The organism is Blattabacterium cuenoti (assembly GCF_014252115.1).
GTDB lineage: Bacteria > Bacteroidota > Bacteroidia > Flavobacteriales > Blattabacteriaceae > Blattabacterium > Blattabacterium cuenoti_AK.
Genome location: NZ_CP059211.1, coordinates 376,423 through 396,297, shown reverse-complemented (window position 1 = coordinate 396,297; position 19,875 = coordinate 376,423). Strand labels below are relative to the sequence as shown.

18 protein-coding genes and 1 pseudogene are annotated in these 19,875 nt (G+C 24.7%); 14 read left to right on the top strand and 5 right to left on the bottom strand.

Translation table 11 applies throughout. The features are described 5' to 3' along the window. The first annotated feature begins 44 nt into the window (after positions 1–44). The 5 genes from rpsD to H0H44_RS01835 are packed head-to-tail and all read left to right on the top strand — an operon-like array spanning position 45 to position 4,696. On the top strand, positions 45–653 hold the full coding sequence (rpsD, locus tag H0H44_RS01855) for a 30S ribosomal protein S4 (RefSeq protein WP_185871445.1): 609 nt from the start codon (positions 45–47) through the stop codon (positions 651–653). An 8-nt stretch (positions 654–661) separates the two neighbouring features. Beyond that, complete coding sequence (locus H0H44_RS01850; RefSeq protein WP_185871444.1) at positions 662–1,660, top strand: DNA-directed RNA polymerase subunit alpha; 999 nt, start codon at positions 662–664, stop codon at positions 1,658–1,660. 12 nt (positions 1,661–1,672) lie between these two features. Next, positions 1,673–2,110, top strand: a complete 438-nt coding sequence (gene rplQ / locus H0H44_RS01845) for a 50S ribosomal protein L17 (protein WP_185871443.1) — start codon at positions 1,673–1,675, stop codon at positions 2,108–2,110. After that, the gene (eno, locus tag H0H44_RS01840) at positions 2,103–3,398 is read left to right on the top strand and encodes a phosphopyruvate hydratase (RefSeq protein ID WP_185871442.1); all 1,296 of its coding nucleotides are present in this window, start codon (positions 2,103–2,105) and stop codon (positions 3,396–3,398) included. The genes rplQ and eno overlap by 8 nt, the downstream gene beginning before the upstream one ends. Before the next feature lie 26 nt (positions 3,399–3,424). After that, a complete protein-coding gene (locus H0H44_RS01835) occupies positions 3,425–4,696 on the top strand; it encodes an SLC13 family permease (protein ID WP_185871441.1) in 1,272 nt (423 codons plus the stop codon). Here H0H44_RS01835 and H0H44_RS01830 read toward each other — a convergent pair. After that, complete coding sequence (locus H0H44_RS01830) at positions 4,679–5,074, bottom strand: hypothetical protein (protein WP_317168625.1); 396 nt, start codon at positions 5,072–5,074, stop codon at positions 4,679–4,681. The genes H0H44_RS01835 and H0H44_RS01830 overlap by 18 nt on opposite strands. Positions 5,075–5,155: 81 nt before the next feature. Here H0H44_RS01830 and menB point away from each other — a divergent pair, with 81 nt between their 5' ends. From menB to H0H44_RS01805, 5 genes are read left to right on the top strand one after another with little or no spacing between them, the layout of a single operon-like run. Then, complete coding sequence (gene menB, locus H0H44_RS01825; protein WP_185871440.1) at positions 5,156–5,983, top strand: 1,4-dihydroxy-2-naphthoyl-CoA synthase; 828 nt, start codon at positions 5,156–5,158, stop codon at positions 5,981–5,983. Next, a complete protein-coding gene (menA, locus tag H0H44_RS01820) occupies positions 5,980–6,885 on the top strand; it encodes a 1,4-dihydroxy-2-naphthoate octaprenyltransferase (protein ID WP_185871439.1) in 906 nt (301 codons plus the stop codon). The genes menB and menA overlap by 4 nt, the downstream gene beginning before the upstream one ends. After that, positions 6,882–7,568, top strand: coding sequence for a metal-dependent hydrolase (locus H0H44_RS01815; RefSeq protein WP_185871438.1), 687 nt, complete (start codon positions 6,882–6,884; stop codon positions 7,566–7,568). The genes menA and H0H44_RS01815 overlap by 4 nt, the downstream gene beginning before the upstream one ends. A 5-nt stretch (positions 7,569–7,573) precedes the next feature. Continuing rightward, positions 7,574–8,674, top strand: a complete 1,101-nt coding sequence (locus H0H44_RS01810) for an enolase C-terminal domain-like protein (protein WP_185871437.1) — start codon at positions 7,574–7,576, stop codon at positions 8,672–8,674. 4 nt (positions 8,675–8,678) lie between these two features. After that, positions 8,679–9,707 carry an AMP-binding protein gene (locus tag H0H44_RS01805; RefSeq protein ID WP_185871436.1) on the top strand — a complete coding sequence of 343 codons (1,029 nt, stop codon included), beginning with the start codon at positions 8,679–8,681 and terminating at the stop codon, positions 9,705–9,707. A 10-nt stretch (positions 9,708–9,717) separates the two neighbouring features. Here H0H44_RS01805 and H0H44_RS01800 read toward each other — a convergent pair whose 3' ends face one another. After that, positions 9,718–10,962: an NADP-dependent isocitrate dehydrogenase gene (locus tag H0H44_RS01800; protein WP_185871435.1), complete on the bottom strand. Its 1,245-nt coding sequence runs from the start codon at positions 10,960–10,962 to the stop codon at positions 9,718–9,720. A gap of 342 nt (positions 10,963–11,304) precedes the next feature. Between H0H44_RS01800 and H0H44_RS01795 the strand changes: the two genes are divergently transcribed. The 3 genes from H0H44_RS01795 to H0H44_RS01785 all read left to right on the top strand — a co-directional run bounded on the left by H0H44_RS01795 (position 11,305) and on the right by H0H44_RS01785 (position 14,827). Next, positions 11,305–12,129 carry a serine O-acetyltransferase gene (locus tag H0H44_RS01795; protein WP_185871434.1) on the top strand — a complete coding sequence of 275 codons (825 nt, stop codon included), beginning with the start codon at positions 11,305–11,307 and terminating at the stop codon, positions 12,127–12,129. Positions 12,130–12,145: 16 nt separating this feature from the next. Further along, positions 12,146–13,057, top strand: a complete 912-nt coding sequence (gene cysK, locus H0H44_RS01790) for a cysteine synthase A (RefSeq protein WP_185871433.1) — start codon at positions 12,146–12,148, stop codon at positions 13,055–13,057. A 102-nt stretch (positions 13,058–13,159) separates the two neighbouring features. Beyond that, a complete protein-coding gene (locus tag H0H44_RS01785; protein WP_185871432.1) occupies positions 13,160–14,827 on the top strand; it encodes a diflavin oxidoreductase in 1,668 nt (555 codons plus the stop codon). 110 nt (positions 14,828–14,937) lie between these two features. Here the strand turns inward: H0H44_RS01785 and H0H44_RS01780 are convergent, their stop codons facing one another. Genes H0H44_RS01780 through H0H44_RS01770 form a run of 3 tightly spaced genes read right to left on the bottom strand, consistent with a single transcriptional unit; the run spans position 14,938 to position 19,299 of the window. Continuing rightward, on the bottom strand, positions 14,938–15,909 hold the full coding sequence (locus H0H44_RS01780) for an NAD(P)-dependent oxidoreductase (RefSeq protein WP_185871431.1): 972 nt from the start codon (positions 15,907–15,909) through the stop codon (positions 14,938–14,940). Positions 15,910–15,912: 3 nt separating this feature from the next. Beyond that, positions 15,913–18,219, bottom strand: coding sequence for a transglycosylase domain-containing protein (locus H0H44_RS01775; RefSeq protein WP_185871430.1), 2,307 nt, complete (start codon positions 18,217–18,219; stop codon positions 15,913–15,915). 42 nt (positions 18,220–18,261) lie between these two features. Continuing rightward, positions 18,262–19,299 (bottom strand): PSP1 domain-containing protein, encoded by a 1,038-nt coding sequence (locus H0H44_RS01770; protein WP_185871429.1) that lies wholly within the window; start codon positions 19,297–19,299, stop codon positions 18,262–18,264. 101 nt (positions 19,300–19,400) lie between these two features. Here H0H44_RS01770 and coaD point away from each other — a divergent pair. Next, positions 19,401–19,873, top strand: a pseudogene (gene coaD, locus H0H44_RS01765) (pantetheine-phosphate adenylyltransferase). Positions 19,874–19,875: the final 2 nt, after the last annotated feature.

Sequence of the window (19,875 nt, the reverse complement as noted above, 5' to 3'; positions counted from 1 at the left end):
TATATTATATGATGTTATGTTTATAAATCAACATAAAAAAAATTATGGCAAAATATATAGGACCTAAAACTAAGATTTCCAGAAGATTCGGAGAGTCTATTTATGGAGAAGATAAATATTTTGAAAGAAGAAAATATCCATCTGGTCAACATGGTAGTAATCGTCGTAGAGGTAAACGTTCAGAATATTTTATCCAATTAATAGAAAAACAAAAAACAAGATATACTTATGGTATATTAGAACGACAATTTGAAAGTTTATTTTTTGAATCAGCAAAAAAGAAAGGAATAACCGGAGAATTATTGTTGCAAGCGTGCGAAAGTCGTTTAGATAATATAGTTTTTAGATTAAAATTTGCACCATCTCGATCTTCAGCACGTCAAATTGTCTCCCATAAACATATTGTAGTTAATAATAAAGTGGTTAATATTCCATCTTTTAGGTTAAAACCAGGAGATAAAATAGGAATAAAAGAAAAATCTAAGAAACATCCTGTAATATTGGATTCCATCCATAATAAAACAGGACCATTAGTTGAATGGTTAATTTTAGATGAAAAAAATATGTTTGGTATATTTAGAACAATACCAAAAAGAGGACAAATCCCTGAAAATATTAAAGAACAATTGATTGTTGAATTATATTCAAAATAAGTAAACAAATGTCTATTCTAGATTTTGTGAAACCTGATAGAATTACAATATCTGAATTTTCAGATAATAAAGGTGTTTTTCATTTAAAACCTTTAGAACCTGGATATGGAATTACAATAGGAAATGCTTTAAGAAGAGTTTTATTGAGTTCTTTGAAAGGATTTGCAGTTACTTCTATTAGAATCAAAGGAGTTAAATATGAATTTTCTACTATAAAAGGAGTAGTTGAAGATGTAACTGAAATAGTTTTAAATTTCAAAAAAATCCGTTTTAAACAAAAAATATCAGGTATATGCAAAGAAACGGTTAATGCTTATATAGATCATGGGGAACAAATAACAGGAAAAGTTTTAAACAAATTTATTTCTGGATTTCAAATTTTAAATGATGATTTAGTTATTTGTAACAAAGATGAATTAAGTTCGTTAGAAATAAGTTTTACGATTGAGGAAGGAAGAGGTTATGTTCCTGCAGAAGAAAATAAAAAAAACAATGATGATTCAATTGATATAATTCCTATAGATTCTATTTATACTCCCATTAAAAATGTAAGATATAGAATAGAGAATTGTCGTGTAGGACAGAAAACTGATTTTGAAAATCTTTCATTAGAAATTAAAACAGATGGATCCATTTGTCCAAAATTAGCTTTAATGGAAGCTTCTAAAATATTAATTCAATATTTTTCTATTTTTTCTTATGAAAGGATAGGAAAAAAAAAACAAGAGAAAATTAACAAGAACAAAAAATACAATGAAGAATTCATTCGAATGCAAACATTACTAAAATCTAAATTGAGTGATATGGATCTATCTGTTCGTACAAAAAATTGTTTAAAATCTGCTTCTATAGAATCTATATCAGATTTGGTGAGTTGTAGTAGAAATAATATGTTAAAAATGAGAAATTTCGGTAAAAAATCATTGGATGAATTAGAAAGTAAAATGAAAGAAAAAGGATTATATTTTGGAATGAATATAGAAGAATTTCAATTAAAAAAATCATAGATAAAATTACTAATGAATCATAGAAAAAAAAATAATCATTTAGGAATAAAATGTGGACATCGTAAATCTCTTCTTTCAAATATGGCTTCTTCTCTTATAAAAAAGAAAAGAATTTTTACAACTTTAGCTAAAGCTAAAGCATTGAGAATGTATGTGGAACCTATTATCACAAAATCAAAAATAAATAATACTCATTCTAAAAGAAATATTTTTTCATATTTAAGAGATAAAACAGCAGTTTCAGAATTATTTAAAAGCTTTTTTGAAAAAGTTCGTGAACGTCCTGGTGGGTATACTAGGATAATAAAAATTGGATTTCGTTTGGGAGACCAGGCTGTTCTTTCCTTTATAGAATTAGTGGATTTTAATACAGTATATACTCCTAAAAAAAGAGAAAAAAAATCTGTGAGACGTAGCAAGAAAAAAAGTATAAAAATAAATAATGAGTAAAATAAAAAATATTCAAGCCAGACAAATATTGGATTCTAGAGGTAATCCTACTGTAGAAGTGGATGTTATCACAGAAAATAACATATTGGGACGTGCTTCTGTTCCATCTGGAGCATCAAAAGGAAAAAATGAAGTTTTTGAATTACGTGATAATAAAGAAAATGTTTTTTTGGGAAAAGGAGTTTTAAAAGCAGTTCAAAATGTTAATGATATTATTGCTCCTGAATTGATTGGAAAATCTGTTTTAGATCAAGTTTATATTGATCAATTAATGTTGGAATTAGATGGTACAATAAACAAGAAAAGATTAGGATCCAATGCAATTTTAGCTATATCTTTAGCAACTGTAAAAGCGGCATCTAACGAATTGAACATTCCTATCTATAAATATATAGGAGGAATTTATACCTGTTCCCTTCCCATTCCTTTAATAAATATAGTAAATGGAGGAAAACATTCAAATACTTCTTCTATAATCTTTCAAGAATTTATGATAGTTCCTGTAAAAGCAAACACTTTTGGAGAAGCACTTCAAATGGGACATAAAGTTTTCTATCAGTTAAAAAATCTTTTAAATGAAAAAGGTTTTTCTACTAATGTAGGAGATGAAGGAGGGTTTTCTCCTTCTAATTTTAATGGAGTAGAAGATGTTTTAGATCACATATTAGAGGCTATACATTTATCAAATTATGAACCTTATGATCAAATAGCGATAGCTATAGATTGTGCTGCATCTGAATTTTACGAAAATAATCAATATGATTATTCTAAATTTGATCGATCAGAAAAAAAAACAAAAGATTTAATAAAATCAAGAGAAGAACATATAAGTTATTTATCTTATTTAATAAGAAAATATCCTATTATATCTATTGAAGATGGAATGGATGAAAATGATTGGGAGGGATGGAAATTATTAACTCATGAAATGGGAAATAAAATTCAATTGGTTGGAGATGATCTTTTCGTAACACAAGTAAATAAATTAAGTAAGGGAATAGAAGAAAAAGTAGCAAATTCTATTTTAATTAAAGCAAACCAAGTTGGAACATTAACAGAAACAATTGAAACAATTCTTCATGCAAAAAAAAATAAGTACAAAAACATTATTTCTCACCGTTCTGGTGATACTGAAGATTCTTTTATAGCGGATCTTTCTGTTGCGTTTAATGTTGAACAAATAAAAACAGGTTCTTTGTGTCGTTCTGAACGAATTTCAAAATATAATCAATTATTACGTATTGAAAACACACTTGGGAAGTATTCATTTTATTCAAAATGGAATTAAATATTTACTAATGATAAAAAAATAAAATGGTAATTTTAATTTTTATCCTTGGATATTTATTAATTACTCTTGAGAATTTTTTTTCTTTAAATAAAGTAATTCCATCTATTCTGATGGCCGTTATTTGTTGGTCTTTAATCATGTTTTTTAATATTCCTGTTTATGATTATAAATTAGATCAACATTTAATCCTGAAAAAAGATCCCAAATACTTATTATTATTTCATTTAGGAAAAGCATCCGAAATTGTTTTTTTTCTTATTGGAGCTATGTCTATTATTACAGTTATTGAAAAATACTTTGGATTTGAAGCATTAAAGAAATTTTTTTGTACAAATACAAAACGTAAATTTTTATGGATTATAAGTATAATTTCTTTTTTGTTATCTGCTATTATAGATAATCTTACAGCTACTATGGTTTTGATTTCTCTTCTTAGAAAAACAATTTTTAATTATAAAGAACGTTTATATTATTTAGGTTTAGTTATTATATCTTCTAATGCGGGAGGGGTCTGGTCTCCAATTGGAGATATAACCACTACTATGTTATGGATTTCTGATAAAGTGACTACAATTCATTTGATAAAAAAAGTGTTTATTCCGTCTTTATTATGCATGATTATTTCTACTTTAATAGCATCTTATATGCCTATTTTTAATGGATTTATTCAAATAAATAAAAATAATCTTTCAAAAGAAAACCTAGATAAAGGTTTTTTTATACTGAAAATAGGTTTATTTTTAATGTTACTTGTTCCAATTTTCAAAACTATAATAGGAATTCCACCATATATGGGAATGATGTTTTCTTTAGGAATTTTACTTTTTATAGTATCAAAAAAATATAAATCGAAATCTATTTTAGATGATACATTTAAAAATATAGATATATCTAGTATTTTGTTTTTTCTAGGAATTTTACTTTCTGTTTCATGTTTAGAGTCTATGGGAAAATTATATAGTTTATCAAACTGGATCAATGAAACTGTTTACACATGGAAAATTACAACCTTTTTATTTGGATTAATTTCATCTATTATAGATAATGTTCCTTTAATGGCTGCTAGTATAGCTATGTTTTCTTATCCTATTAATCATGATTTATGGTATTTTATGGCTTATGTTTCTGGAATAGGAGGTAGCATTCTTCTTATAGGATCTGCTGCAGGTGTAGCAGCCATGAGTATGGAAAAAATAGATTTTTTTTGGTACTTAAAAAAAATTAGTTGGATTGCTTTAATAGGATATATATCTGGATTCATATATATGTTAATATATTCATTTTTTTCTTTGTAAAAAAAAAAATTCTATAAAATTTCCACCTATACATGAAGAAGGAAAAAAAACAGAAAGTATGATTATTTTGAACCATAGTGGAAATGGATAAAAAAACATATGAAATAGTATTATAATGAATAAAATCAAACCAGTCAACATAGCATAAGCTTTTTTTGCTTGTTTTGCTAAAGAGGCAGTTACCATACCTCCTAATAAAGCTCCTGAAATGTAAAAAAATATTAGTATTATAAAAAATTCAGTAGGAGCTTCAGTTAAAAGACATTTAAACTTTTTTAATGGTATAAATTTAGTTTTCACAAACCATTTTTTTACAAATTTAATAGCATAAAATATTTCTATAATACTTATAGAAATTCCTATAGATATAGATAACATATTACGATACATAAACATAATGATGAAATCTCTTTTTTTTGTTATTTTGTAAAAATAAACATCAATTTTTAATTTTTTTATATGGATAATAATATTATAGATTGGTCTCCAATTAAAAAATATGAAGATATTTTATTTCTTTTTGGAGAAGGTATCTCTAAAATAGAGATTAATAGACCATGGTGTCATAATGCATTTCGTGTAGAAACAGTAAATGAAATGATAGACGCTATAAACATATGTAGCAATAGAAGCGACATAGATGTTTTAATTATAACCGGATCTGGTGAAAAATCTTTTTGTTCTGGAGGAGATCAAACTACAAGAGATTTTGGAGGATATTTAGGTAAAGATGGAATACCAAGATTAAATATTTTAGATTTTTATAAAAAAATAAGAGAAATACCTAAACCAGTAATAGCTATGGTTAATGGTTATGCAATAGGAGGAGGACATGTTTTGCATGTTGTTTGTGATTTAACTATAGCATCAGATAATGCTATTTTTAGTCAGGTTGGACCAAAAGTAGGTTCTTTTGATGGAGGATTTGGATGTTCATATTTAGCTCGACATATTGGACAAAAAAAGACACGCGAAATGTGGTTTCTATGTAAGAAGTATACAGCCAAGGAGGCTTTAAAGATGGGGTTAATTAATAAAATAGTGAAAAAGAAGGAATTAGAAAAAGAAACTGTAAAATGGTGTAAAACTATACAAAAAAGAAGTCCTATGTCTTTAAGGATGATAAAGCGTAGTTTAAATGCAGAATTGGATGGACAACATGGGTTAATGCAATTAGCAGGAGATGCTACTTTAATGTTTTATTTAATGGAAGAATCTCAAGAAGGGAAAAGAGCATTTTTAGAAAAAAGATCTCCAAATTTTAAAAAGTTTACAAAATTCTTATGAAATTAAGATATTGGATTCATACAATTCGTATTCACACTTTACTTTTATCCTGTTCTGGAATTACTTTGAGTTTTCTTATATCTCAATCCATAAAAAATGTAAGTTTTACAACTTACGTTCTTTCTATTTTAACTGCTTTATTATTACAAATATTGGCAAATATTTCTAACGACTATGGAGATAGTATTACAGGAGTAGATAGTTTTAAACGAATAGGTCCTAAAAAAACAATTGAACGTGGTTATATTTCATTATTGGAAATGAAAAAAGCTATTTATGTATTTTCCATATTATCTTTTTTTTCAGGTTTTTTATTATTATATCAAACATTATTATGGAATAATGTTTTTATTTTTTTTATGTACTTCATAGGAATTTTATTATGTATATACAGTTCAATAAAATATTCTGTTGGAACTAATCCTTATGGATATGTAACGGGAATGGGAGATTTATTCGTATTGATTTTTTTTGGAATTCTTTCAGTAGAAGGAAGCTATTTTCTATATACACAAATTTTATCTATAGATGTATTTTTTCTTTCTTTATCTATAGGATTATTGAATGTAGGTGTTTTAAATGTGAATAATATGAGAGATTTGGATAATGATTATGAAAAAGGAAAACATACTATACCTGTATGGTTAGGGATGAAATATGCTAAATTGTATCATACAATTATTATATTAACATCAATATTCTTAGGTATATATTTTATGCTTATGAATCAGAAAATTATTTATAATTGGTTTTTTTTTATTTTTATTGTGATTTTTTTAATATTGCATATAAAAGAAATAATTTATATGAAGGAAAAAAAAATGTTCAATTTAGAATTGAAAAAATTAGTGATATTTACTTTTTTATATGGGATTAGTATAGGAATTGGTTTTATATTATGAAAATTACTTTTTTTTCTCATAGTACATATATATTAGAAATACATGATCAATGTTTATTAGTAGACCCTTTTTTTTCTGGAAATCCTGTTTTTATAAACACAAACTTTTTAAAGTTTATTAAAAGAGTAGATTACATTTTATTGACTCATGCGCATTATGATCATGTATGTGATGTGGAATTATTTGCAAGTAAGTTCAACAATGTTTTGGTAATTTCTAATTATGAAATATCTAATTATTTTAGTAAGAAAGGTATAAAAACATATGGAATAAATTATGGTTCTTTTATATCTTTTCCTTTTGGAAAGTTAAAATATGTTTGGGCAGCTCATTCCAGCGTTTTTAACGATGGTACTTATGGAGGAAATCCAGGAGGTTTTCTTTTACATACAGATGAAGGAAATTTGTATATTTCTGGAGATACATCTGTGATGCATGAAATGAGTATTATTCCAGCTTTTGGAAAGCTGAAACTTTCTATTTTACCGATAGGAGGTAGGTATACAATGGATATAGAAGAAGCTATTATTGCCTCAAATTTTTTGAAATCAGAAAAAATATTAGGAGTTCATTATGATACTTTTGTAGATATTCGAATTGATAAAGAAAAAGCAAAAGAAAGATTTTTCAAAAAAGGAAAAGAATTAGTTTTATTGGAAAAAGGAAAAACTATATATTTCTAATAAAAATGAGTAGAGAATTAAATTGTTTTTTAGAGAAACGAACATTTTTTTTTAAAAAAAAAATATTTAATTCTAATAGAACTTTTCAAAAAAATGTAATATGGTTTATTATTTTAATAAAGGGTTCTAGAATAGGAATAGGAGAATGTAACCCTATATTAGATCAGTATGCTTTAAATAACTTAAAAAAGTTTGAAGTAGAACTAAAAAATGTTTCTAAAAAAATTCTTTTCTTAAAAAAAATGGAAATACGTTATTATTATAAATATATTTCATATTCATCTATTTTTTTTGGTTTGGAACAAGTTTTTTTAAGTTTTAAAAATGAATTTCCTGTTTTATATTATTCTGAATTTTTTTGTGGTAAAAAAGGAATTTCTATAAGTTATTTAATATGGTTAAATTCTTTCATAAAAAGAAAAAATGCAATAAAAAAAATAGAAGATAAAATTAATGGAGGTTTTTCATTTATAAAAATGAAAATAAGTCCAAAATTATTTAATAACCAATTTTTTGTTTTAAAAAAAATAAAAAGAAAATATCCATTTATAAAAATACGTTTAGATGCTAATGGTTGTTTTAGTAATATAAAAGACACTTTGTATTTTCTTAAAAAGTTTTATGATTTAAATATAATCGATTCAGTAGAACAACCAATATTATCCGGAAATTGGAAAGATATGTCAATAATATGTAAAAAATCAAAATTACCTATAGCATTAGACGAAGAATTAAAAAATATCAGTGTATTAGAAGAAAAAAAAAAGTTATTAGATATTATTCAACCTAAATATATTGTATTAAAACCTAGTATAAATGGTGGTTTTTATGGATCTGAAGAATGGATAGTAGAAGCTAGTAAAAGAGGGATAAAATGGTATATCAGTTCTTCTTTAGAAAGTAATATTGGTATTAATGCTATTGCTCAATGGACTTTTATAATGGGAAAAAAATATAATAATAATCAAAAATATAATAATGTACATGGTTTAAGTACAGGTGCTTTATATATAAATAATTGGATTTCTTCTTTAAAAATCGAAAAGGGTTTTATTTGGAATAATCCACGTGTAAAATGGGATATAAAAGTATTATTAAATAAGTAATAATATGTGGATAGACTTTTCTTCTAAAAAAATATTAACCTTTTTTTCCAAAAAAGAAAAAGATAATTGGAAAAATTCTATTTTTTCTTTTTTAAAAAATTGGTATGATAATAAACCTATATTATCTTCAACTTCTGGAACTACAGGTGTTCCTAAAATTATTTCTTTACGTAAAGAACATATGTATCAAAGAGCTATAAAAACCGTAGAATTTTTAAAACTTAAAAAAAAAGGGATTAAAGGGTTATTATGTTTATCTCCAGATTTTATAGCATCCAAAATGTTTTTAATACGTGCTATTATTTTTAAATGGAAAATATGTTGTATTCCTCCATCATCTAATCCTCTAAAAAATATTAAAGAAAATTTTGATATTGCGTCAATGGTCCCCATACAAGTTTTTTATAGTTTAAAACATCTAAACAATATTAAAATTGTTTTAATAGGTGGATCTTCTATATCAAATTTTTTGGAAAAAAAATTGCAAAATATTCCAACAGTTTGTTATGCTACTTATGGAATGACAGAAACTTCAGGTCATATAGCTATCAAAAAAATTAATGGATTAAATAAATCTAATTTTTATAAATCATTTCATGATGTTTCTTTAAGTGTAGATCATAGAAATTGTTTGGGTATTTTTTCTCCATGTTGTATGGATTCATTTTTTCAAACAAATGATATTGTTCATATGATCTCCAAAAATACATTTACTTGGATAGGTAGATACGATAATATTATTAATAGTGGAGGAATTAAAATTATTCCTGAGTTAATAGAAAAAGAAATTAATTTTTTAATTCCTTATGGAAGACGATTTTTTATATCGTCAGTTTCAGATAAAATTTTAGGAGAAAAAATAATATTAATTATAGAAGGAGATCCTTTTCCTTTATGTATTCCAGATGCAATTTTTAATGGTAAAAAAAAACATTTTAAACCTAAAAATATTTTTTTTGTTTCTCATTTTACAGATAATTTATTGGATAAATTCAAAAGAAAAGAAATTATAAAAAAAATAATAAAAATATAACGTATTCTATTTATTCTGGATTTATTCTTTTTTTAAAGAAAACTTTTAATCCCTTAAGAAATTCTTTTGTATTTAAATAATTATTTATTTTTTCTTTATTGAAAGATAATTGAAATAAATCTTTTGTCATTTTTCCAGATTCTATAAAATCTATACATGATTTTTCCATTTTTTCTGAAAAAACTTTTAAATCTGTATTTTTGTCTAGAAAAGCACGATGTTTAAGGCCACGAGTCCAAGAAAAAATAGAAGCAATAGGATTAGTGGATGTTTCTTGTCCATTTTGATGTAATCTATAATGTTTTGTAATTGTTCCATGGACAGCTTCAGATTCTAAAGTTTTTCCATCTGGAGTTAATAAAATAGATGTCATCATTCCTAATGAGCTAAATCCTTGAGCTATACAATCAGATAAGACATCACCATCATAATTTTTGCATGCCCATATGAATTTTCCATTTGATTTAATTGCTTTTGCTATCATATCATCAATCAATCTATGTTCATAAGTAATTTTTAATTTTTCAAATTTTGATTTGAATTCATTATTATATATCTCTTGAAATATATTTTTAAATCTCCCATCATATATTTTTAATATAGTATTTTTAGTAGATAAAAAAAGAGGCCATTTTTTATATATAGAATAATTAAAACAAGAACGAGCAAATCCATAGATAGATTTATCTGTATTATACATACCCATAGCAATGCCAGGTCCCATAAAATGATAAACCTTAAATTTTATTGGTTTATTTTCTGTATGGTTGTTGTTATTATCTGGAATAAAAGAAATATATAATTTTCCTTTTTTCTCAATAAAAAAATCTATAGCGTTATATTGATCAGCATAAGCATGTCGAGCTATACATATTGGATTATTCCAGTTTGGAATTGTACGAACAATATTATTTACTATGATAGGTTCTCTAAAAATAGTTCCATTAATAATATTTCTAATAGTTCCATTTGGAGATTTCCACATTTTTTTTAAACGAAATTCCTTCATTCTATTTTCATCTGGTGTAATTGTAGCACATTTAATTCCCACATTATGTTTCTTTATAGCATAAGCAGCATCTATAGTAACTTGATCGTCTGTAATATTTCTATTTTCTATCCCTAAATCAAAGTAAATAATATCTATATCTAAATAGGGTAAAATAAAATATTTTTTTATATATCTCCATATGATTCTAGCCATTTCATCTCCATTTATTTCTACCACAGGATTAATGACTTTAATTTTCTTCATAAAACAATATTTTTTGTAATATAACATGTTTTTTTTTAAAAAAATAATTTCTAAAGAAATTCTTATATTTGCGTTGCATCTAAGTAAAAATGAAGATGAAATAAATACGATATTTTTATTATTTCTTTGAAACTATTGAAAACTTTTTTAATACTTAATAAATTTGAATAATCAAATCCAAATTATATTATAAAATTGAAAAAATCATAAATTCGTTCATTCAAAGATTTTTGTCTAAAATCTATTTTAAGATTTTAATAGAATAATTTTATTATATTCATAAGCAACACATAATATAAACAAATTATCATAATACTGTTTTATAAAGTAAAAACAGAATAAATGTTAAAATTTTTAACAACTATATTTGAAAATAATAGAAATAAAAATATTTTTCCTGATAAGAAAAAGTCTGAAAATTTTGTGAAAACATTATTTCATATTTTATTTACTCCAGATAAAAATATTTTGAATAATGTGATTTTTCTTAAAAAGAATTATGAAAAATTACAAAAACTTTTATATTCAATTTTTATTGAATTAAGTATAAATGAAAAAAATTCTTATTATTTCACTCAAGATTTTTTTAAAGAAATTCCTAATATTTATAGAACATTAATAATTGATGCTAATGCAATATTAAAATCGGATCCTGCAGCAACAGTTATAGAAGAAATTTTACTTTCTTATCCTGGTTTTTTTGCTACTGCATTATATAGAATAGCTCATCAATTATGGATTCAAAAAATTCCGATTATTCCAAGATTGATTACAGAATATGCACACAGTCAAACTGGAGTTGATATTCATGCATCTGCAAGAATTGGAAAAGCTTTTTCTATTGATCATGGAACAGGGATAGTTATAGGTTCTAGTACAGAAATAGGAGATAAAGTTAAAATATATCAAGGTGTAACTTTAGGAGCTATTCATGTAGATAAAAAACTAGCAAATATAAAACGGCATCCTACAATAGAAGATCAAGTTACAATTTATGCTGGAGCCACTGTTTTAGGAGGAGAAACTATAATAGGTCATGATAGTGTTCTTGGAGGAAATGTTTGGGTTACAAAAAGTATTCCACCCTTTTCCATAGTTTATCAAAAAAGTGAAATAAAAATGCGAAAAAATAGTCCTTTTCCTGATCCTATTAATTTTATGATATAAAAAAAAGAAAATAAAAATGAAAGTTGATAGTATTTTAAAAACTATCGGAAATACACCTCATGTACGTCTTAAAAGATTATTTCCTAATCATAAAGTATGGATAAAATTAGAAAGAAATAATCCTGGAGGAAGCATTAAAGATAGAATTGCTCTCTCTATGATAGAGGATGCAGAAAAAAAAGAAATTATTCATAAAGGAGATATTATCATAGAACCCACATCTGGAAATACAGGAATAGGGTTAGCAATAGTTTGTTCTGTTAAAAAATATCGTCTTATTTTAGTTATGCCAGAATCTATGAGTATTGAAAGAAGGAAATTATTTTCTATTTTTGGAGCTAAATTTATTCTTACTCCAAAAGAATATGGAATGAAAGGAGCAATTCAAAAAGCAGAAGAGCTAATAGAAACTATTCCAAATTCTTGGATGCCTAAACAATTTGATAATATTTCAAATCCGAATATACATAAAAATACAACTGCAAAAGAAATAATTAATGCCTTTCCTAAAGGGATAGATTATTTTATAACAGGAGTAGGAACTGGAGGGCATATTACTGGAATTGGAGAAGTATTGAAAACCCAATTTCCAAATATAAAAATATATTCTGTAGAACCTATAGAATCTCCAGTTATATTTGGAGGAAAACCAAATCCTCATTCTTTGCAAGGTTTAGGTGCAGGTTTTGTTCCGTCCATTTTAAATGTTAAAATATTAGACGGATCTTTTTTGGTGTCTAAAGAAGAAGCTTTTTATTATGTTAAAAAAATGGCAAAAAAAGAAGGAATCCTTGTTGGAATATCTACTGGAGCATCTCTTTCTTCTATAGAAAAACAATTGCCTAAATTTTCAAAAAAATCCACAATATTAACGTTGAATTATGATACTGGAGAAAGATATTTATCAGTCGATAATCTTTTTTCGTAATGGATGAAATCTCTATTAATCGTAATAATTTTTGATCTTATAAATCTGATTGATTTAAAGATTAATTTAATTATTGTTTAAAAAAACAAAATAAAAATTAAAATGTTATTTGAATCAAATAAAAAAATATTTCTTAAGCTGATAGAAGAATCTTCTCCAGAAGAAATTATATGGATGAGTGGTTATATATCTGGGTTATTATTCTATCATCGAAAAAAGAAGGATCTTACTAAAAAAAACGAGATTACTATAGTTTATGGAACAGAAACAGGAAATGCTAAAAATTTAGCTTTTGATTTTTATCAAAAAGTTAAAAAAGAAAATTTTCAAGTTAAATTAATAAATTTAGATCAATACTGCTTAAAAAATTTAGAAAAAGAAAATTATTTTTTTGTTATAATGAGTACACATGGTGAAGGAGATCCTCCTTCTTCCGCAAAAGACTTTTTTGACTTTATTCATCGTAATAAAAATCTTTTTTTAAAGAAAATGAAATATAGTGTATTAGCATTGGGAGATAAATCTTATTCTCATTTTTGTAAAGCAGGAGAAGATGTAGATAAACGTTTGCATAATATAGGAGCTGTGAGAATTATTCCGTTGTATAAATGCGATGTTGATTATGAAATTAAAGCAAACAAATGGTTTTTAGAAGTTATTAACTTTCTTAAAAAAAAAAACACAAAAATAATAAATTATAAAATATGTGGAAAAGTTGTAAATAATATAATTTTAAATAATAAAAAAAAAGATCTTGATAAAGAAATTCGTCATATTGAAATTTTCGTTCAAAAAAAAGTTGAATATCTACCTGGAGATTCTATAGGAGTTTTTCCTGAAAATCCCTATAATGAAGTAAATGATATTATCAAATATATAAAAGAAAATAGAAAAAAAGATTTTGAAAAATACGAATGCCAAGAAAAAAATAAGATTTTTAATCTTTTTAAAAAAAATCTAAATATTCTTCATTTGTCTGAAAATTTTTTAAGAAAATATTCTTTATTATCTGAAAAAAATAATATTTTTTCAAACTATAAAAATCATAAATGGAAACTTATTAATCTACTAATGGAATATCCTATGAAAAATAAATATTCTTTAAAAGATTTAATAAAAATTATAGAACCTATAAAACCTAGATTATACTCCATTTCATCATCCCCTACAGCTCATGACAATGAAATTCATATTATTGTATCTCGTCATCATTTTCAACTAAATGGTAAAACTGTGTATGGACATTGTTCCAACTTTTTATCTAAATTAAAAATAGGAGATAAGCTATCTTTTCTAATTTATAAGAATCATATATTTAAATTACCTAAATCGGATAAAGATATAATTCTTATTGGACCTGGAACTGGAATTTCTCCCTTTCGTTCTTTTTTATATGAAAGAGAAGTTACAAAAGCTAAAGGTAAAAATTGGTTATTTTTTGGAGATCAACATTTTGACACAAATTTTTTATATCAAACAGAAATAAAAAATTGGAAAAAAAAAGGAATACTTCATAAAGTTAGTTTTTCTTTTTCTAGAGATCAGGAAAAAAAAATTTACGTACAAGATAAAATATGGGAAAACAGAATAGAGTTTTTTTCTTGGATAAAAAATGGAGCCTATATTTATGTTTGCGGAAATAAAATTCCTATGAGTATAGATGTCGAAAAAATGATTTTTCATGTTATAGAACAAATAGGAAAATGTGATTCACAAGTTTTTATAGAAAAAATGATAAAAGAAGGAAGATATTTAAAAGATGTTTATTGAATGATAAAATGATCAAGATGTAATTTTTTGTGGATTAATATATAGTTTTGAAATTCGTGTGAGTAAAATTTAAGTCGATAAAATGAATAATACTCTCTATAGCTTAAAAATTATTTAAAATGATCATTTTTCATAAATTTTTGATTTAAAAAAATGATTTTTTCTACAATTTTTTTATCCATTTTATATTTTGATTCTTTAGTCCATCCTGCTATATGTGGTGTAAATATTACTTTATTAGAATGAATAAGATAAAGAAATTTTTTATAAAATTTTCTATGACAAGAAATCTTTTTATCAAAAAAAAATTCTTCATATTCTAACACATCTAAACATGCTCCACATATTTTTCCATTTTTTAATGCTTCTACTAAATCATTTGTAATAACACATCCTCCACGAGAAGTATTTATTAAATAAAAAGATTTGTTGAATTTTTTTATGAAATCATAGTTTATCATTCCTTTTGTCCTTTTTGTATAAGGAACGTGCAAACTTACTATATCTGATTCTTTAAAAATTGTATTCATATTAACCTGTTTTGCGTAAAAATCCCCTCTTTTAGATAGAATGTCATAACATAATATTTTAACATCAAAATTTGATAATTTTTTCGCAAAAGATTTTCCTATATTTCCATATCCAATGATACCTATTGTTTTTCCCATAATTTCTATTCCTCTATTATTTTCTCTAATCCATTTTTTTTTTGTAATTATTTGTTGATGTGAACAAATTATATTGTTCATTATGCATAAAAGCATACCTATTGCATGTTCTGCAACTGCGTCTTTATTTCCTTCTGGGGAAGAAATTAAGGTTATTCCTTTTTTTGTAGCATAATTTTTATCTATATTTTCTGTTCCAGATCCAATTCGAGCTATAAATTTCAAGTTGTTAGCTTTTTCAATAAATTTTTTATCTATTTTTAATCTACTTCTTAAAATAACACCATCATATATAGATACATCAATTTTATCAATTAAATCATTGTAATTTTCATCACAAATAATTCCTTCTTTTTTCAATTTGAATATAATAAAAGGATGATTTTTATCTAAAATTAATACTTTTTTTATCATATACTATTTATCATAATCTTTATTATTTTCTGAATTTAAACTATCATCAAGATCTATAATTTCTTTTGAAGAATTTTTTTCTTTTTCCTTTTCTTCTTCATTAATTATGTTTTGTTCTTTAATATGAATTTCATTGCAATGGTCCCAATAAGTTTGATAATTTTTAGGCTTATGAAATAACAATTTTTCATGATAAATCAAATTGATATCTTTATATAAACTTTTCATATAATAAGCCCATATAGGTAAAGCCATATTGGCTCCTTGTCCTAATTTGATACTCTCAAAATGAGAAAATCTATCTTCCCATCCAACCCAAACTCCAGTAGTTAAATTAGGAATCATACCTATAAACCATCCATCTGAATGTTCATTAGTTGTTCCTGTTTTTCCAGCTATATCTCCTGATAAATTGTATGTTTTTAATCTTTTTGCGGTTCCATATTTCACAACTCCTTGCATTAATTTTAACATAATATATCCAATTTCTTCACTAAAAACTTGTCTTCTACTAAGATCTACATGTTCTTTAATTAAGTTACCATTTTCATCCTCTATTTTCACTAAAATAGAAGGTTTTACATAAGTCCCATAATTCGTAAATGTGTTAAAAGCTCCAGTCATTTCATATAAAGTTAAATCGGCAGAACCAAGTGCAATAGATGGATGTTCAGGAATTACAGATTCTATTCCCATTTTTTTTGCTAGATGAATTACTGGACTTGGAGTCATTTGTGATATTAAACGAGCTGAAATTGTATTAACGGAAAAAGCTAAACCATCTTTTAAAGTAAGAAAACCTCCGTATTTTCCATTGGAATTTCTAGGAGTCCATTTTCCTAAATGGAATTTCTCATTTGAAATTTTTGTACAAGGATTGTAATGTAATTCATTAATAGCTGCAGCATACAAAATAGGTTTAAAAATAGACCCAACTTGACGTTGTGTTTTTGCTACATGATCATATTGAAAATAATTAAAATCTACACCCCCCACCCACGCTTTAATAAATCCAGTAGAAGATTCTATTGAGAGCATTCCTGCTTGAATAATACTTTTTTGGTAACGAATAAAATCCCATGGTGACATAAATACTCTTTTGGATCCGTTCCAAGTAAATAATTTTATAAATTGTGGTTTTTTGAATTCTTTTATAATTTGATCTTCTGTTAATCCTTTTTGTTTTAAATCTTGGTAAATAGAAGTCCTACGCATTGCAGACATAAGAATACGGTTTGTTTTTTCTGGAGAAATATTTAAAAATGGGGCATTTTTATTCGTTTTTTGAAAACGATTAAACAGAATTTGTAATTGGCTAAGATGTCTTTTAACTGCTTGTTCTGCATAATTTTGCATTTTAGCATCAATAGATGTATATATTTTTAATCCACTAGAATAAAGATTTAGTTTTTGCCCGGTTTTTTTTTCATGCTCATCTAAAACTTCTTGAATTTCTTTTTTTAAAAATTCACCATAATAAGTAAGCAATTCAAAATCTTTTTTTTGTATTTTAAAATTAACTTTTAGAGGTTTTTCCATTTCTTTTTTATATTTATAAATACTTAAAAAATTGTATTTTTTCATTTGATATAAAACTAAATTTCTTTGTTGTTTTGCTCTAAAAGGATAATTTTTGGGATTGTACAAAGAAGGATTTTCTAACATTCCAACTAACACAGCGCATTCTCCTAAATTTAAATCAGAAACCTTTTTATTAAAATAAGTGTGAGATGCAGTTTCTATTCCTTTTGCATTATATAAAAAATCAAATTTGTTATAATACATAGTAATAATCTCTTCCTTTGTATAACGTTTTTCTAATTCAATTGCCATAACCCATTCTAAAAGTTTCTGGTGTATCCTTTGGAATTTATTTTTTGCAGATGGTCCTGTAAAGAGTAGTTTAGCCAACTGTTGTGATATTGTACTTCCACCACCTTTTTTTCCTAAAGAAAAGATCGCTCTAAGAAAAGATTTAATATCAATTCCAGAATGATATTGAAAACGAATATCTTCTTTTGCAAGAAGTGCGTTCACAAGATCTTTCGGAAGTTGTTGATAATTAACCAAAGTTCTATTTTCTGAAAAAAATCTACCTAATAATATTCCATTAGAATCATATACTTCTGATCCTACTTTCATAGTGGAATTTTCTATATCTTTAATATTAGGTAAAGAACCTAAATAACCTTTAAAAGCTGCATAAAAAATACTAATGAACGTACTTATTCCTATAATAAACAAAAACCAAAAATAAAAAATAAGTTTATGAAAATAAGGATTTATTTTTGTACTTTTTTTTTTATACACGAAGTAAAATTATTTTAAAATGTAATTATGAAAATTCTATTATTATATAGACAAATCTTTAAATGTTAATTCTGTTTTTTGAATAGTATTAATCGTTGATAATTCCTCTAAAGAAGGTGTTATTTTATTTTTTTCTAAAATTTCTTTAATTTTTTTTACTTTTATTTTGAACCAAGTATTAGGTCTTTTGATATAAGAAAACCACATTTCTTTCTTAAAAATATCAATTTTCATACATTTAGCAATTCCTTTTTCTGTATGAATTTTGCTATTAAAGTCTGGAAAATTTTTTATAGCATCCAAATAAGCATCTAATTCATAATTAAGACAGCATTTCAATTTGCTACATTGTCCGGTTAATTTTTGAATATTTATGGATAATTGTTGATATCTCGCCGAATTTGTTGTTACACTTTTAAAAGTTTTTAACCAAGTAGAACAACAAAGTTCTCGTCCACAAGAACCAATTCCACCAATTTTGGCTGCTTCCTGTCTATATCCTATCTGTCGCATTTCTATGCGTATATGAAAATGTAAAGAGAACTCTTTAATTAACTTTCTGAAATCAATTCTATTTTCAGCTGTATAATAAAAAATAGCCTTTTCTCCATCTCCTTGATATTCTACATCACAAATTTTCATATAAAGATTTAAATTTTTTGCAATTTTTTTAGCTTTTAAAAGAGTGGAAGGTTCTTTTTTTTTTAAAAATTTCCAAATATTTATTTCTTTATATGTTGATTTCCTGTATACTTTTTTTAAAGTATTTGAATTAATAATTTTATTTCTTGTTTGTAATTTTACTAATTCTCCAGTTAAATATACTACTCCTATATCGTATCCTGTATTTCCAGATTTAGGTTCTACAGTTACAATATCTCCTTGAGATAAGGGTATTTTTTCTTGATTAAGAAAAAATTCTTTTCTATCATTTTTAAATTTTATTTCTATAATATCATATTTTTGATATTCAAAAGGTGATTGTATATTGGCTAACCAATCTAATGCATATTGTTTTTTTTGAAATAATTTTTCTTTTTTTTTACATTTATGTAAACAATCATAACATGATTTGTTCATTAATATAATAATAAGTTTAAATTCAGAAATAAAAATAAATTATGTTTTTATTTTTTTTAGATAAATAATTTTATATATATACACAATATATTTCTAATAATATGAATAAAAAAATTGCAGTATTTCCCGGATCTTTTGATCCTATTACTTTAGGCCATTATGACATTGTCATTAGAGCTTTAAGTTTATTTGATAAAATTATTGTAGCCATTGGAAAAAATTTTGAAAAAAAAAATATGTTTTCCCTTAAAAAAAGAAAAAAGTGGATACAAAAAACTTTTTTCAGCTTATCACCAAAAATAGAAATTGATTCATTCAATGGATTAACTATTTCTTTTTGTATAAAAAAAAAGCTCAATTTTTACTGAGGGGAATTCGAAATCAATTGGATTTTGAATTTGAAAAAAACATATCTATTCTTAATAAAGAATTATCAAATAAAAAACATGTTATTGAAACAGTTTATCTTTTTTCTTCTTATGAAAAATCCCATATCAGTTCTTATATTGTAAGAGATATTATAAAAAACGGAGGAGATTATACTATATTTGTTCCTCCTTCAGTTAAAATATAAAG